The organism is Variovorax sp. YR566 (assembly GCF_051992195.1).
Lineage (GTDB): Bacteria > Pseudomonadota > Gammaproteobacteria > Burkholderiales > Burkholderiaceae_C > Variovorax.
Map to the genome: position 1 here is coordinate 4094657 of NZ_CP197092.1, position 12837 is coordinate 4107493.

At 59.7% G+C, this 12837-nt stretch carries 12 protein-coding genes; 3 read left to right on the forward strand and 9 right to left on the reverse strand.

What is annotated here, in order from left to right; translation table 11 throughout:
• Positions 1–18: 18 nt before the first annotated feature.
• Positions 19–1221 carry a tyrosine-type recombinase/integrase gene (locus ACTG4X_RS19200; protein WP_440531646.1) on the forward strand — a complete coding sequence of 401 codons (1203 nt, stop codon included), beginning with the start codon at positions 19–21 and terminating at the stop codon, positions 1219–1221.
• Positions 1222–1248: 27 nt separating this feature from the next.
• The gene (locus tag ACTG4X_RS19205) at positions 1249–1647 is read left to right on the forward strand and encodes a hypothetical protein (RefSeq protein WP_440531647.1); all 399 of its coding nucleotides are present in this window, start codon (positions 1249–1251) and stop codon (positions 1645–1647) included.
• Positions 1648–1916: 269 nt separating this feature from the next.
• Here the strand turns inward: ACTG4X_RS19205 and ACTG4X_RS19210 are convergent, their stop codons facing one another.
• The 5 genes from ACTG4X_RS19210 to ACTG4X_RS19230 form a co-directional block, all read right to left on the reverse strand.
• Positions 1917–2288, reverse strand: coding sequence for a hypothetical protein (locus ACTG4X_RS19210; RefSeq protein WP_440531648.1), 372 nt, complete (start codon positions 2286–2288; stop codon positions 1917–1919).
• A gap of 100 nt (positions 2289–2388) precedes the next feature.
• A complete protein-coding gene (locus tag ACTG4X_RS19215; RefSeq protein WP_440531649.1) occupies positions 2389–2763 on the reverse strand; it encodes a hypothetical protein in 375 nt (124 codons plus the stop codon).
• A gap of 267 nt (positions 2764–3030) precedes the next feature.
• Positions 3031–4713, reverse strand: a complete 1683-nt coding sequence (locus ACTG4X_RS19220; RefSeq protein ID WP_440531650.1) for a hypothetical protein — start codon at positions 4711–4713, stop codon at positions 3031–3033.
• Positions 4714–4716: 3 nt separating this feature from the next.
• Entirely contained in the window at positions 4717–5958 is a 1242-nt protein-coding gene (locus tag ACTG4X_RS19225; RefSeq protein ID WP_440531651.1) for a hypothetical protein, read from the reverse strand.
• A 12-nt stretch (positions 5959–5970) separates the two neighbouring features.
• Positions 5971–6438: a hypothetical protein gene (locus ACTG4X_RS19230; RefSeq protein WP_440531652.1), complete on the reverse strand. Its 468-nt coding sequence runs from the start codon at positions 6436–6438 to the stop codon at positions 5971–5973.
• A 688-nt stretch (positions 6439–7126) separates the two neighbouring features.
• Here ACTG4X_RS19230 and ACTG4X_RS19235 point away from each other — a divergent pair.
• Positions 7127–8242, forward strand: a complete 1116-nt coding sequence (locus ACTG4X_RS19235) for a hypothetical protein (RefSeq protein ID WP_440531653.1) — start codon at positions 7127–7129, stop codon at positions 8240–8242.
• A 410-nt stretch (positions 8243–8652) separates the two neighbouring features.
• On the opposite strand, the gene ACTG4X_RS19240 is transcribed toward ACTG4X_RS19235, so the two are convergent.
• The 4 genes from ACTG4X_RS19240 to ACTG4X_RS19255 form a co-directional block, all read right to left on the reverse strand.
• Positions 8653–9102 carry a hypothetical protein gene (locus tag ACTG4X_RS19240; protein WP_440531654.1) on the reverse strand — a complete coding sequence of 150 codons (450 nt, stop codon included), beginning with the start codon at positions 9100–9102 and terminating at the stop codon, positions 8653–8655.
• A 357-nt stretch (positions 9103–9459) separates the two neighbouring features.
• Entirely contained in the window at positions 9460–11589 is a 2130-nt protein-coding gene (locus ACTG4X_RS19245) for a VapE domain-containing protein (RefSeq protein ID WP_440531655.1), read from the reverse strand.
• Positions 11586–11963: a hypothetical protein gene (locus tag ACTG4X_RS19250; protein ID WP_440531656.1), complete on the reverse strand. Its 378-nt coding sequence runs from the start codon at positions 11961–11963 to the stop codon at positions 11586–11588. Before ACTG4X_RS19250 ends, ACTG4X_RS19245 begins: the two co-directional genes overlap by 4 nt.
• 59 nt (positions 11964–12022) lie before the next feature.
• A complete protein-coding gene (locus tag ACTG4X_RS19255) occupies positions 12023–12496 on the reverse strand; it encodes a hypothetical protein (protein ID WP_440531657.1) in 474 nt (157 codons plus the stop codon).
• Positions 12497–12837 lie beyond the last annotated feature (341 nt).

A 12837-nucleotide genomic window follows, 5' to 3' on the forward strand; every position in this document is an offset into this window, starting at 1 on the left:
TCTAGCTTTTTCCTAGCTATGACTCAACTGCCCACCCCCTCCTCACACTCGCGTGCGCGGAAGAACGCGCCGATCAATTTCACGGACGCGACCGCATCGACAAAGGCGCCCGGAGAATACCAAGACGCAAAGCAACCAGCGTTACGGCTGTATGTCTCGCCAAAGGGAGCCCGCACATGGACCCTCTACAAATGGTCGGGCGCGCGCAATCAGGCTGTGCGCAAGAAGATCGGAAACGTCACCTCGATGAACGTAAAGGTCGCTCGGCAAGAGGCTGCGCGGCTCGCCCTGGAACTGGAAAAAGGTGCCGATCTCCGCAGATCCAACAAGGTCGTCGAGGGCACATTGGAGAGTGTCGTCAAGGCGTACACGGTCGAGGCCAAGCAAAAGGGTGCGCGCCAGTGGTACTGGGCAGAGCGGCATATCAACCGTTCATTCAGCGACTGGCTGAAACTACCCCTGAGCAAGATCACCTTTGCCAAGCTGGACGAGCGATATCGGGAAATTGCCTTCGGCACTGGAGAGAAGCCCAAACGCGGCAAAGGGGCGGCCAGCATGTCGATTCAAGCGTTGCGCACGGTGTATGCCTATGCGATCAAAAAGGACATGTACGAGGGCAAAAACGTCGCGCAACTGATCGAGGTCGAGGCGGCGAAGCCCCGGCAGCGCGTCATGGTCGGCGACGAGCAAGCTCGAATCATGGAGGCGCTGAGGTCCCCGCAATTTCGGCCCCACGTCTACCCATTCTTCCGGCTGCTCATGCTCACCGGCGTGCGGTGGTCGAACCTAGCCGCCGCGCGCTGGGAGAACATTGACCTCAAAAACAGGACATGGATCATTCCCGCCGAAAAGAGCAAGGCGGGTCATGTCATGGAACTCCATCTGCGTGAAGAGGCCGTCGAACTGTTCGAGGGCCAGAAGGGCCAGAGCGACGAATGGGTGTTTCCCTCCCCCAACGGCGCAATGCGGGACGGCAAGCGCACCCACCTGATCGATCCGATGCTGTCGTGGAAGGCGGTTCTCAAGCTCGCTGGAATCACCGAGCGCCTGACGCCCCACGATTTGCGGCGCAGCTTCGGCTCGATCCTGCTCGAACAGGGAGTGCCGATGCCCGCCGTGTCGAAGATGCTCGGCCACAGCAATGTCGCCACCACCGAGAAGCACTACGGCGTCTACAGCCCGAAATACCTCCGCGAGCAACTCGATAGGGTCAGAGGTTGAAAACCAAACCAACGGAGGAAAGAGATCATGAAGAAAGTAATCTGTGCCTTGCTGGCCTGTGCGGCTACGTCAGCATTCGCGTTCGACTACAAGCTGACATTCGACCAGACATGCAGCTACGACTCGGCCAAACGAACATTTCCTTGCAAAAAATCCGACCAACCCGTCACTGAACTCAAGGAAGTGCGGGGAAAGTGGTTTGGCGTGAACCCTGGCGGCACCAATGTCATAGAGCTTGAAGTGCTGAAGGACGACCAATACATCACGGTTCTTCGGAATCCGGTGTATTTCAGCGGGATCAGTCTCGTCCACCTTATGAAGAAAACGGGACGGTTCTATTGGTCTGAAACTGCGTATTCCGACATCCGTGGGGCAGATGAATCCACCATGATGGTCGGAACTTTTGTGCTCGGATTCAGCCGCTAAAACTATAGCAACTGCTATTAGCAGAGACTGCTAGCAACAAAAGCGATCTCGGTGGACGCCGCCTCACCGCCGCTTGAAGATCGAGGGCCCTCAATCGCTCCATCAAGGGTCACTTATGTCTATGCCATCTCAAGCGCAAATCTTCAATGCTCTCATTGAGGAGCATAGGAAGATGGAGGCGGCGCTAATAAATCAGATCGCGCGCGCTCGTCTGGATCTGATCCGCGTTGAAAGCAATATCGCCTTCTTCGAGCGTCACCACCCAAGGGTCAGCAGCACAATGCCGCTTTCAGGCTGCGCCCGTTAATCTCGCCTCGCAGGTACTTGATCTTGATGTTAAGCGCTGCATCAGGGTCGAGTCCCACGTACAGAAGATGGTGGATGAACGTGGGGCTCACGACATAGGCGAGGTCGTCGTCAGCAAGCCCCTGAGCGACGATGGCGAGCATCAGTTCTTGGCATGCCTCGATGGGCGTGTACGGCAGGCCGGGGCGCAGCGGCGGGAGGTTCGGGCCGACCGGTCCCTTGTCTAGAATCGCCTTCGGAAGATCGAGCCCCGTAAACGCGCCGACCGGCCCGGACGATACCCGACTACCCTCCCCGCCCGCCGTCGCTGCCAGCGACGATCTGCCAGCTTGCACGACGCATGAATCGGGGGGTGCTACGGGCGAAACTCGCGGGCTCCCGTCCGAAAGCGCCTCTACATTTGTGCAGAACGGCGTTGAATCCACCATTCGCCCCTTAGTGCTTGGTGGCTCCAGCGCTCTCTTCACGAATCCGCTGCGCCTCGGCAACGATGGCGAGGCACACCTGGTCCTGGTCGATGCCCGCCGCCGACGCGGGGTGGATCGTGACCAGATCGCCGATGTCGATGCCGACTGAGAGCATGTACTCCAGCATCTGAAGCAGCGCCCACGTGACGGCTGTGTCGAGCCGCCCGAACCGCCCTCGCATGCTGGCGACCATCTGATTGCCCCCTGCGTCTATGGACCGCACGCTCATCGAATAGGCATCGGGGCCGGCCTCCGGATGGTCGAATAGGTGGCCGATATAGACGTGGTCCTCGATGGCAAGGGTGCCGAGGTACGCGACATGCTGGAGAGGGTTAGAAGCCACGGGGATTCCCATCACGTTGGGCGAGCCGAGCTATTAGTTGAGCCGCGATAGCGTCTTGCGATTCATCCTGCGAACCCATCGTGGCGGATGGAGAGCCCGTTTGCCCCATGATGGTTGCGGGAGGATTCGGTCGAACTGTCGAGCGTCGCGCCTCAATCAGTCGGTTGGCTTCGTCGGCCATCCATTGCTGCCGTTGCCGCAGTTGCTCGGGTGACAGCTCGTAGTGCGGCCGTCCTGCAAACGGCATCGAATTTGGGTCCATGAATGTCATTGCGCCTCCTGAATCGCAGGCTGCTGGGTAGACAAGGCTCGTGCCACCTGCGGCACTAGTTCTCGCAACCGATCCCCCACCGCGGGCACTTGTGCGGCAAGGTGTTCGAGCGCTGTGCGCTGAGCCGCTGGTGGAAGCGACGCAATCTGGCGAATGAACCTGTCAGGCACGACACCGCGCAGACCATTCACCAGGAACGACATGCCGGGGCCAGAGTACAGCGCTGCAGCGAGCGTAGCCCCGGCTGCGGGCCCGCCCAGCGATACCCCACCCGCAGCCGCCGCCCCCAGCAGAGCCCGGCCCGCCGTCCCACTGTCGGGTACGGTGTTCGGCAGCACGCTCTGACCGGCCCGATTGAGAGCGCCGGGCGTCTGGTTGTATTGGCCGATGGCACGGTTGAGTTGGCGGGGGGTGAACTGGCCGGTCGCGCTCTTATCAGCCGCGCTGACGACCGGCAGCAGGTTGCGATATGCGCTACGGGCAGCACCGAGCACCTTGATCGCCTCCGGCGTCACGCCCTCGACTGTGTCTCGCAACGACGCTTGAAGCTGGTACAGAGCCTCGCCCAACGGGTGGTCTGCCGGGTTCATGGAACTGGTGTGCTTGCGTGCGAGAAAACCAATTTCGGAATCAATGCCCTTCGCCACGTCACCGCTGATCGGGCCACCCCGCTGCGCAGCTTCGCTGATCGCCGGCATGATCTTCTGGGCGGCATATTTCATGATCGCGCCCTTCTGCTCGTCCGTGATGAGCGGGATTTTGTCGATGGACACGAGGGCACTCGACAGCGCCGTTTTCACATTTTTCGGCTGGATGAAGGTCTGCGGAAGCACGCGGTCGTATGCATCGGAGACAGCTTTGCTGGCCTGCTCGACGGCTTCTGCACCGGAGCCTCTGACCATGACACCAAGTGGCTTGAGAGCAGCGTTGATTTCAGCGTTGCCGTATTCACTGATGGAGCGGCCTCGGGCGTATTTGATGACGCTGCCCACGAGGGGAATCGACGTGGCGCTGTCCTCGATGCCGCGAATGGCGCTGCCAATGGGGCCGTCCCCGAACAACTGCCCCGGAGTCGGCCGCACGCCCGCGTCGATGAGCGCTTGGGCCTCCTTGGAAATGAATGGCCGAACCAGACCGCCGAGCGTGCGAGTCAGAATCCGACCGCCAGCGGCCCCAGCCCCGCCAGCCAGCGCCGCCGAACCGCGCTCATCTGGATCGGCGGTTGCAGCGGCATATCCAGCGTTGGCGCCAACATCGCCAGCGACACGAAGAGACTTGCCGGCAAGGCCATTCATGGTCTTGGTGAGCACGCTCACGGCCCGATTCGCCGCACCGACCGGAGCAAGGGAGGCGGCAACATCGGCACCGACCTCGCCGACCGTCCCGGCTGTTCCCAGTTCGCTCTTGTGCTGCTTGTAGTAAGCACCCTCAGCATCCATCTTTGACGGGTCAACCCCGCCCAGCATGCCGCCATCGACAGTCGGCACCATCGGGCGAACGACGCTGCGCAGCGCGCCCTTCGCTCCTTCGAGCACCCTTTCCGTTGTGCTCAGGGCTTCATACTTGCTCGGCTCCTTGGGCGGAAATTGCTTACGAAGCACTGCGGTGATCGCATCGTCGTCCATATCGTCCGGAAACGAGCCCGTGGAGCCGTCCGGGAGTGCGATGAGCTTCGCCATGGCCTATTCCAGTCGCCCAGTGGCGGGGTTGTAGACGCGAATCTTGGGAGCGGACGCGGGTTGCTGATCGGCTGCGGTCCTCACGGCGTCACGGATCGACGGTCCAGCAGGCGGCTGCGCGGGCACCGGGCCGTTCGCAGCGCGATTCATGATCCTGCGCACCTGCTTGAGCGCAGCAAGGCGCGTCTCGGTAGGCAACTCCTTGTTCGCGAGGTCGCCGCCTTGCTTCTTGAGAAACGCCAAGTCAGCGTCCGACACCTGGCCGGCCATGCGGGGAATGTTCGCCACGATGCCATTCGCAACGGTCTCAAGAGCGGCCGCAGCCTTTGCACCGTCCGTCGAGAAGCCAGCCGCACCGGCGATAGTGTCGCGAAGCGATCCGACCTTGGACCCAGTGGCCGTCTTCAGCAGGGACTCGGCTTCATTCAGGTCTTCCAGCGCCTTGGCAGCGTTGGCCTTGTTCTCCCCTTGCTTCGTGCGGTCCGCAGTGAGCGACGCTGTTTCTCGCCCGATGCCGCCGAGGGGGAACTGCTCACCGGTCAGCTTGTTGACGCGCACCGCGTTGCCTTGGGCGTCCTGAATGATTTGGTAGTTACTGGCCTTGTCTCCGCCTCCACCGCCACCATTGGCCCGGACAGCTGCGGTAAGCGTGCGCCGAAGGTCATTGGAGTCGCCAGCAAGATCGCGGCGCAATTGCTCATTGCTTGCATCGTGGTCGCGCTTGTATTCCAGGTCTTCCTGCTGCTTTCGCTGCGACTCCGCGATGGTCTGAGCACGGGCCTCCTTCCGATCAGCGCGAACAGCAACCCGCTCGGGCTCGTTAACGAGTTGATCTTTGGCGTAGTCCACCATCAGCGAACGCAGCGCAGGGATTTGGGCGCCCTGCTGGGCCCACGCGAGCTTCGTTGCTTGAGGGGCATCGTCCGGAGGCTTAACGGCCATGTGCCGGTTGACGGCCTGCATTTCGTACTTGTCGTACCCAGTCTGGTCGGCATCCAAGCCCTTCTTCTCCAACGCTTGAGTAAGCTGCTCGACCAGCGGCGTCAACATCTGTGTCTTGGACGGAGGCACGTAGTAGCCCGAGACCATCTGCCCTTGCGGCGCGGCTTTCTCCCGAGCAGCCTTCATCCGTTCCTTGAGATCGGCTTCGCGATCACGCAATCGATGCTGTTGCAAGATCAGGGAGGTGTTGCCGAAACTGGCGGGCAATTGGTCAACATCGCCGTAGTAGTCCATTGAAGACATGGTTTGCTCCTGTTACTCGTTGCCTGAGCCCACGAGGCTCACCGCAGCCTCAATGTGATCGCGCAACGTCTCGGGCGGCAACGGACGATCTGCATCCGTGCCCATTTGTCGCTGTAGGGCGGCCGTCAACTGCTCGTCCTCCAGCCGTTGGTTGGCCTGACGGAGATAGCTCAGCACCTCCGGATTGGCGGCACGGTCGGGGCGGTGCGTGTCTCGGGGAGCGAACGGCATCGCAAGCCCCGCTGCCCACGCTGGATTTGCCTTGCGGTCCTCAGCGGTCACGCTGGAGTTGTTGATTGCGTCAGGCCGAGCGCGCGCCCCGCTCTCGGCACGCCGAAACTGCTCAATGTCCCGAACGAAGTGCTGGTATGCCTCAGGGTTGGATTCACGCAGCAGCCTCAAATGCGTGAGGATGCCGGGGCGCGATAGCACCGCCATCTCATCGTCGGCCAGATAGTTCGGGTGGATGTTTGGGGGCATATCAGCTCCTAGGGGTTGCTGGTTTCCACGGCTGCGGACCAGCGTGGGAAGTTGCTGCAGCGCGCGGATACGTGGTGGCGCGCGCTTCCTGACCGCGAAGGCGCAGTTCAGCTGCGCGCGCGGCCTCCGCGACCCCGTAGTACTCAGCCAGCGCTGGCTGTAGCCCGATCAACCCTGACTCGGGACTGTTCCAAACGTAGGGGCGCAGTTCCTCATCCAGAGTGAGAGGCACATGTTCTGGATGGTGTGGCGAGAACGTTGGCATCCGCGCCGGTGTTCTCGCCGCACTCTTCGGCAACGCGGCCTGCGCGAGTGCGGCTTCAATCGTGGTGGACGTGGAGTGGAGGCATGGGTTTGGCGTCAGCGGCGGCAGGTGGGCTTTGCGCAAGTGGGGATAGCGCACAGCCATGGCGGCTGGGTCAGCCTTGAATGCGTCGAGCAGCGCAGCCTGAGCCTTCCCCGCGCACTCTTCATAAACCCGCAACGATTCGCACAAACGATCTTCCCTAACAAGCGGCTCCCTGCCACTATCGGGGCACGTCCCGTTACTTTCAGAATCAACGGATGACAAAGAATTCCGATTCATTTCGCAATTGCCTGAGAATATTTAATTCTCCTCGAATTACGAAAATCGGTAAATTAAAATCATTAATTGAGGGAATTAGGATTTACCCCTAATTGAGAAATCATGGAACCCCAAAATACAATAAATCTTAGTGAACTCAATGTCGAAACATTTTTACTCAGAAATCGCATCACGAGCGAAGATTGGGAAAAGGCAAAAATCGACTTCAGCGATCTGCTTGCGATTGGAATCGACCACAACGATCAGGCTGAACAGCTTGCAGACACCGCTGTCCTGTTCGCCAAAATAATTCAAAAATTTGAAGGTGTGCACTCTGTCCGCTGGAGGATCAAAAATCCAGAACACCTAATGGGAAAAATCGTTCGCAAGCGCGCCAAAGGAGAGCCCAAATACGCAGATATCAATAAAAGCAATTACTTCACGATAGTTACAGACTTAATTGGAATACGCGCACTTCATCTATTCAAAGAAGATTGTTTTATTATTGACAGACCGATGAGAGGAACTTGGCAACTGGAAGAGGAGCCAATCGCCTATCTTCGTGATGGAGATCAAAGCCCGATAACTGATCGTCTCCGAGAATGTAAATTTGAAATTAAAAATCATCCTGCGGGTTATCGGTCAATCCACTACGTTTTCTCAAGTCAGCCGGTGGGGCGAAGGGTCATCACTGAGGTACAGGTACGGACCATCTTTGAGGAAGGCTGGAGTGAGATCGATCACAACGTGCGATACCCAAATTTCTCGGACAATCAGTTGGTTGCATTCTTTCTCGCCATTTTCAATCGGATGGCAGGCAGCGCAGATGAAATGGGTGCGTTTGTTCGAGGACTAATACAAACCTTGGAGCGCAACGAAAAAGATCTGATTGAAGCCGGAGAAGAGAAAGGCAAAATCCTTGGAGAAATGAGCAAGGCCCTTCAAGAACTGGATGGATTGAAAGAGCAGGATGCACAGTCCCAAACTCTCATTGCTGAGCTGCAATCAAAAGTCAAAAAACTCAACCAATCCGAAGGAGCCCTTTCCCGGGCTGTCGACTACGAACAAATCCTTAGAGCTGTGAGCAGCGGAAAAACTCTTAGCGAGACGATGAAAAACATTAGTGCATTGGCAGACTTACGTTCTCAAGCGAATCTAGGCATGGTCGCGGCAAGGGATGCGCAGGAGGCATTAAATCCACAGCTTGGCCTTTTGCGCCCGCCTAGGAAAAATCCATGATTTTGCTGCCACGCTGCATGCATATTTAGACTGCCAGTTTGCGAAGGGGGCTCAACACAGTACAGCCACCCACCCCCTCCGCCGCTTCATGGGTATCCATGTGAAGCCATGAGCAGCCCAGCCCATGACAAGCAGGCTCTTGGGTCATAGCTGGCCGTGCTGGGTCATGAGGCATCGACAGCAGGTCTCAGCCTTCAAACCGTCTACCCTCCCCGTCGCGGCAGCCCCCGGCGCAATGCAAGTCCTCCGAACGACCGGCGCACACGAAGCCGGGATACCGGATCGCTATGCGGTATCCCTTGAGCGTCAATGACCTACGGGCGGCAGCTAGGCAAATGGACTAGCAGCGGATCGGTCGGCGCGAATAGAGACGCTAGGAGCCGCGATCCGCTCCGGGGCTACTCGGGTAGCTACTCGCCGGAATCGCGCGTTCTGCCAGCCCCTGGCAAGCGGGGATCGTCATGAACGGGTTCTACGCTCGGCGCAATTTTCGGGGTCGCGTCAGAAATTGCCAGCCCGCTCTCGATCAGCTTCGTGGCCTCAGCGCCGAGACGATATGCGTGTCGCTGCGCACTAAGCCACGGCATTTGATCAATCCGGTGCACGTTGTCGGTGCTGACGTGCTGATCTGGCTTACCCCATCCACGATCCAACAAGGCTGACGCGGCCTTTACCTTGGCTTGAAGGTCTTCGCCCTGTTCGATCACGTCGATGAGCGCCTTTACGGCCTTCGGAGTCGCCCGCTGCGCCAACCGGCGCGCTTCGACCATCGGCGGCTTGAGTTTGCCGATCTCAAGCTCAGTGCAGACGCCAGCTGCGCATTCTTCAGGCGTCCAATATTCAATGAGTGGTTCTTCCATATTCGCTCCTGTATGCGGGTTCATGCTGATGAGGCTGCGGGCTTTGTCACCCCCCTACCCCCCCTCGTTTTCTAAAACTTTCTCCCGGTTCGTTTTCTCCCCTTTTCCTGCAACAAAGCGCTCCCTTTTTCTCTCCCTCCTAAATCTAAAAAGAGAACAGGGGGTGACAGGGGGTAGCGCGTCGAAACCCTTACGCGGCGGGGCTTCCGCGACCCCTCCACCAGTTCCGCCGCACAGGGGGTCGAACCGGGGTCCGAATCGTTTGACAGGGGGTACACCGGCCCAACGGCGCGCTTTCCTACCCCCGGTCCGACTCGCTTGAAGGGGGGTCGCCGCCCGCTTTGAGGGGGGGTCGCGCTAGGCGTCATATTTCTTCGCCTTCACGGAGAACGTCGCGTCAAACTTCGTCTTTTCCATGAACCAGAGCCGCCGCTCGCCCAGCGGATTCTTGTTTGGGTCCGCCTGCTCGAATCCGAGCTTGCGTAGCGGGTTTGTCAGCGCCGTCGCGCCACCGCCCGCATGCTTAAACCCCGGGGGCATCAGTTCGGTTAAATCGGTGAGCTTGAAGCCGGTGATAACGCGCCCTTTGTATGGGCCGCTGCGGAGCCGGGGTGCGAAGTTGGCGCCTTCGATCACATCGATGATCTGCTCCATGTTGAGGTCGGTCTTCACGTGCCGCATAGCGCTCTCGGCCGCCCCGTCCACCTCATCGAATTTCTCGCAGGACTCGACCGCGATGAGCGCCGCTCCGAGCAGATCGTCAGCCGCCGCTTCCATGCCGGCGAAGTCGAACTTGCCCCCCATGAAATCCACATCGAGCAAGTCCAGCACCGCGAACCGCGTCATGCCTGCCGAGTCTTCAAACAGGAAGTCGGGCTTGTCCACGGGCACATAGAACACGCAGCGGCGGGGCATGTCGACGTTCACGCGGCCGTAGGGCATGCGGATGTTGTCGACCGCGGTGCTGATATCGGATTTAACGTGTTCGATCCCGCTGCTGCTTAGCGCGGCCATTTCGTCATGAACCGCAACTAGGCACGAGCCGTAGGTCATCGCGAGGTCTTTGCCCGCCGAGTTCGCCTTGGAAACAAGCGAGACATTGCTCTGCCCAACAATGCTATTCATGAAGAATGTCTTGCCGATACCCTGAGGTCCGGCGAGACAAAACGCCGTGCGCATCGGGCACCCGGGGCGAAGCGCACGCCCCACCACGGCCATCAAGAACTTCCGGCCCCAGCGTCGGTTCCACGGCGTGTCCGGCGCGCGCAAATATCGCAACGTCCAAGCGTTGAGCGCGTCGTCAGCGGCCTGCATTGCCTCCGTGCCCGTCTCGCGCAACCGATCCGCCGACGCGCGCACGCGGTCATTGAACGGGGAACGCTGATCCCGAGCGATGCGGCTGGCAATAGCCTCCCGCATCGCTTGGCTCGTGATCGTGCGCCCACTGCCGTTGAAACCAAGCTGCTTCTGAAAAAAGTGCAGCATGTTGTTGTCGCCCACGTTCTCGACCAGTTCCGCATCGCCGAACATCGCGCGCCTGCGGTCCCGATCAAGCCATAGCCGACCGCGAAACTCCGGATGGAACTCCAGCAGCCGGTCGAAGTTGTAAGCAATCGCCTGCGGCAGCTGCCGTTCTTCGCCACGCCGTCCGACCGACTGGGTGATCAACTGGTATTTGCGCGCCAATGCCTCCGGGTTCTCGGGCAGGGTTAATGTCGATTGTTCGATCACTCCACCCATCACAGCCTCGTAACCGAGCTCGGCCACCAGATCATCGAACTTCGCACCCACGCGCAGGCCCGACAGATCCATGATGACCACATCTACGTCGAGCACCATCAACGCGGCAGCGAAGGCCGAATAAGCCTGCCCCACGTTCGTGTTGGTCTTGTAATCAGCATCTGGCCAGAGCCGAACCCTCACACGCTGACCGGGACATGCGGCTTGAATGCGGGCGACTTCGCCGACGATCCACGGATGCAATTGGCCCTTGTTCTCGGGGTCGCCCCAGTTGTTGCAGCCAGGTATACCGATAGCGCACTGGCTACCGTGAAGCACGGCGCATGCGGTCTTCTTCTCGCCCTCGTGGATGTCGAGGATCGCGGCAGGCGTGCCATCGACTCGACCGGGATGCATGTACGGGATCGACGCGAAAAAACCAGCAGTTCGCTTCGATGGGCGCACGTACTTTTTGGTGCTGATTTCGTAAGGGGTGCTCGCTTTGAAGCGCGGCTTGCGCACCGTGACCTGCTCGCACGGCGTACCGTCTGGATTCCAGTACGGAAACGCATAGTGCATCGACACCCAGACCGCCATATTCTGAGCGTCTTTCTGACCATCATCGATGATCTGAACGTCTGGCCACGGCGTGCGCCCTTCGCCCATGACCGCGACGGCCACCAAGTCCTCCGGCTTGAGCCCGGACTTCGCCAGATCGTCTTGCATCCACGTGAGGGCCGCATTTTCGATAGCGAATAACGCGCTCACGGTGCACCTCCATTCCGGCCAGCATGCTGCCCCGGCGCGCGGCGCACTGGCGGCTTCTTCGGCTGATTTTTGGGTGCGTAGCCCAGCATGCCCAGCCTTGGCACTGCGTCTTGATCTGTTGGCGCTGGGGGCTGCGCGAGGGCGCGTTTGAGGATGGGTTCGGTCATTTCAGTCGCCCTCTTTTGACTGGCCTTGATTTCGTTCATCAACGCAGCAGCGCGCCGACGCGCTTCAGCGTGTGGCAAACAGGCTTCGGGGTATGTCTCTGCCGCCGCACGCGCCGCCGCCTCTTTGACCAGCCGCTGCACATGCATCCGCATGCGGTGCTGGGTGAGGGTTTTGACCGCGCCATTGACGGCGACCAAGCTCCACATGTTTGTTGCTCGGTGGTACCTCACCTCGCCGAGACGGCGCAGGACTTGATCTTGCACGATCACCCCCTGCCCGACAGCCGAGCAATGCGCTGATGCGTCTCGTCATCTGCTTTGCGCTGGACTTCGATTGCGGCTAGTGATTCTTCTGTCGCTTGACGATGAGCCGCGAGAATTTCGGATTTGGCACGGAGCTGTTTCTGTTCTTCTTCCAGCTTGCGCAGGACGCGTTGCTCTTGCTCACGCTTCCTGGTTGCGGCTCGAAGGGCTGCGCTATCGCGCCACTCTTGGAATTTCGCAAACCACTGGTCTGCGACGTGTTCTGAGTACAGATTTGCGGTACCGATGCGAAATGATGGAACCAGCTTCGGCGCGTCTTCATCGGACAGCGACACGCGCAGGTGGTTAGGCGTGATCCCCACGCGAGCGGCGAGATGAGCGAAGGTGACGAATCCCGGTAAAGGCGAGGCTGCGTCAGCCTTCGCCACGTCCACCGGCACTTTGCTGAGGTCGGGCAGTTGCGATGCATTGGTCATTGAGCTCTCCATGCGGCAGCTCAACCGGGAGGTTGAGCTGGAAACTTTGAAGGGGTGCCCCGGTGGCCGCCACAGGCATGCGGTCCGGGGCAAAAGCTGTTAACCCTCGCGGGCTAATAGCTCCTATCGTAGGGATCGAGGGGGCCGAAAGCGAGCGAAATACTCGCGTGCGGCCGACTATCGTTAGTGCTCTACAGGCCGAACACACGCCTCGACCTCAGCCCTCTTGAACAGGACTCTGCGACCGAAACGGTACTGCGTCGGAAGATGATTGGCGCGCCGAGTCATCGCAACGCGCAGTGCGTTCTCGGTCGTGTTGAGGTAGGTCGCCGTCTGCTTGA

What these genes read in the sequence shown, in the direction of transcription:
- ACTG4X_RS19200 (WP_440531646.1), top strand. Translation starts at nt 19, where the DNA reads ATGACTCAACTGCCCACCCCCTCCTCACACTCGCGTGCGCGGAAGAAC.
- ACTG4X_RS19205 (WP_440531647.1), top strand. Translation starts at nt 1,249, where the DNA reads ATGAAGAAAGTAATCTGTGCCTTGCTGGCCTGTGCGGCTACGTCAGCA.
- ACTG4X_RS19220 (WP_440531650.1), bottom strand. Translation starts at nt 4,713, where the DNA reads ATGGCGAAGCTCATCGCACTCCCGGACGGCTCCACGGGCTCGTTTCCG.
- ACTG4X_RS19225 (WP_440531651.1), bottom strand. Translation starts at nt 5,958, where the DNA reads ATGTCTTCAATGGACTACTACGGCGATGTTGACCAATTGCCCGCCAGT.
- ACTG4X_RS19230 (WP_440531652.1), bottom strand. Translation starts at nt 6,438, where the DNA reads ATGCCCCCAAACATCCACCCGAACTATCTGGCCGACGATGAGATGGCG.
- ACTG4X_RS19235 (WP_440531653.1), top strand. Translation starts at nt 7,127, where the DNA reads ATGGAACCCCAAAATACAATAAATCTTAGTGAACTCAATGTCGAAACA.
- ACTG4X_RS19240 (WP_440531654.1), bottom strand. Translation starts at nt 9,102, where the DNA reads ATGGAAGAACCACTCATTGAATATTGGACGCCTGAAGAATGCGCAGCT.
- ACTG4X_RS19250 (WP_440531656.1), bottom strand. Translation starts at nt 11,963, where the DNA reads ATGTGGAGCTTGGTCGCCGTCAATGGCGCGGTCAAAACCCTCACCCAG.
- ACTG4X_RS19255 (WP_440531657.1), bottom strand. Translation starts at nt 12,496, where the DNA reads ATGACCAATGCATCGCAACTGCCCGACCTCAGCAAAGTGCCGGTGGAC.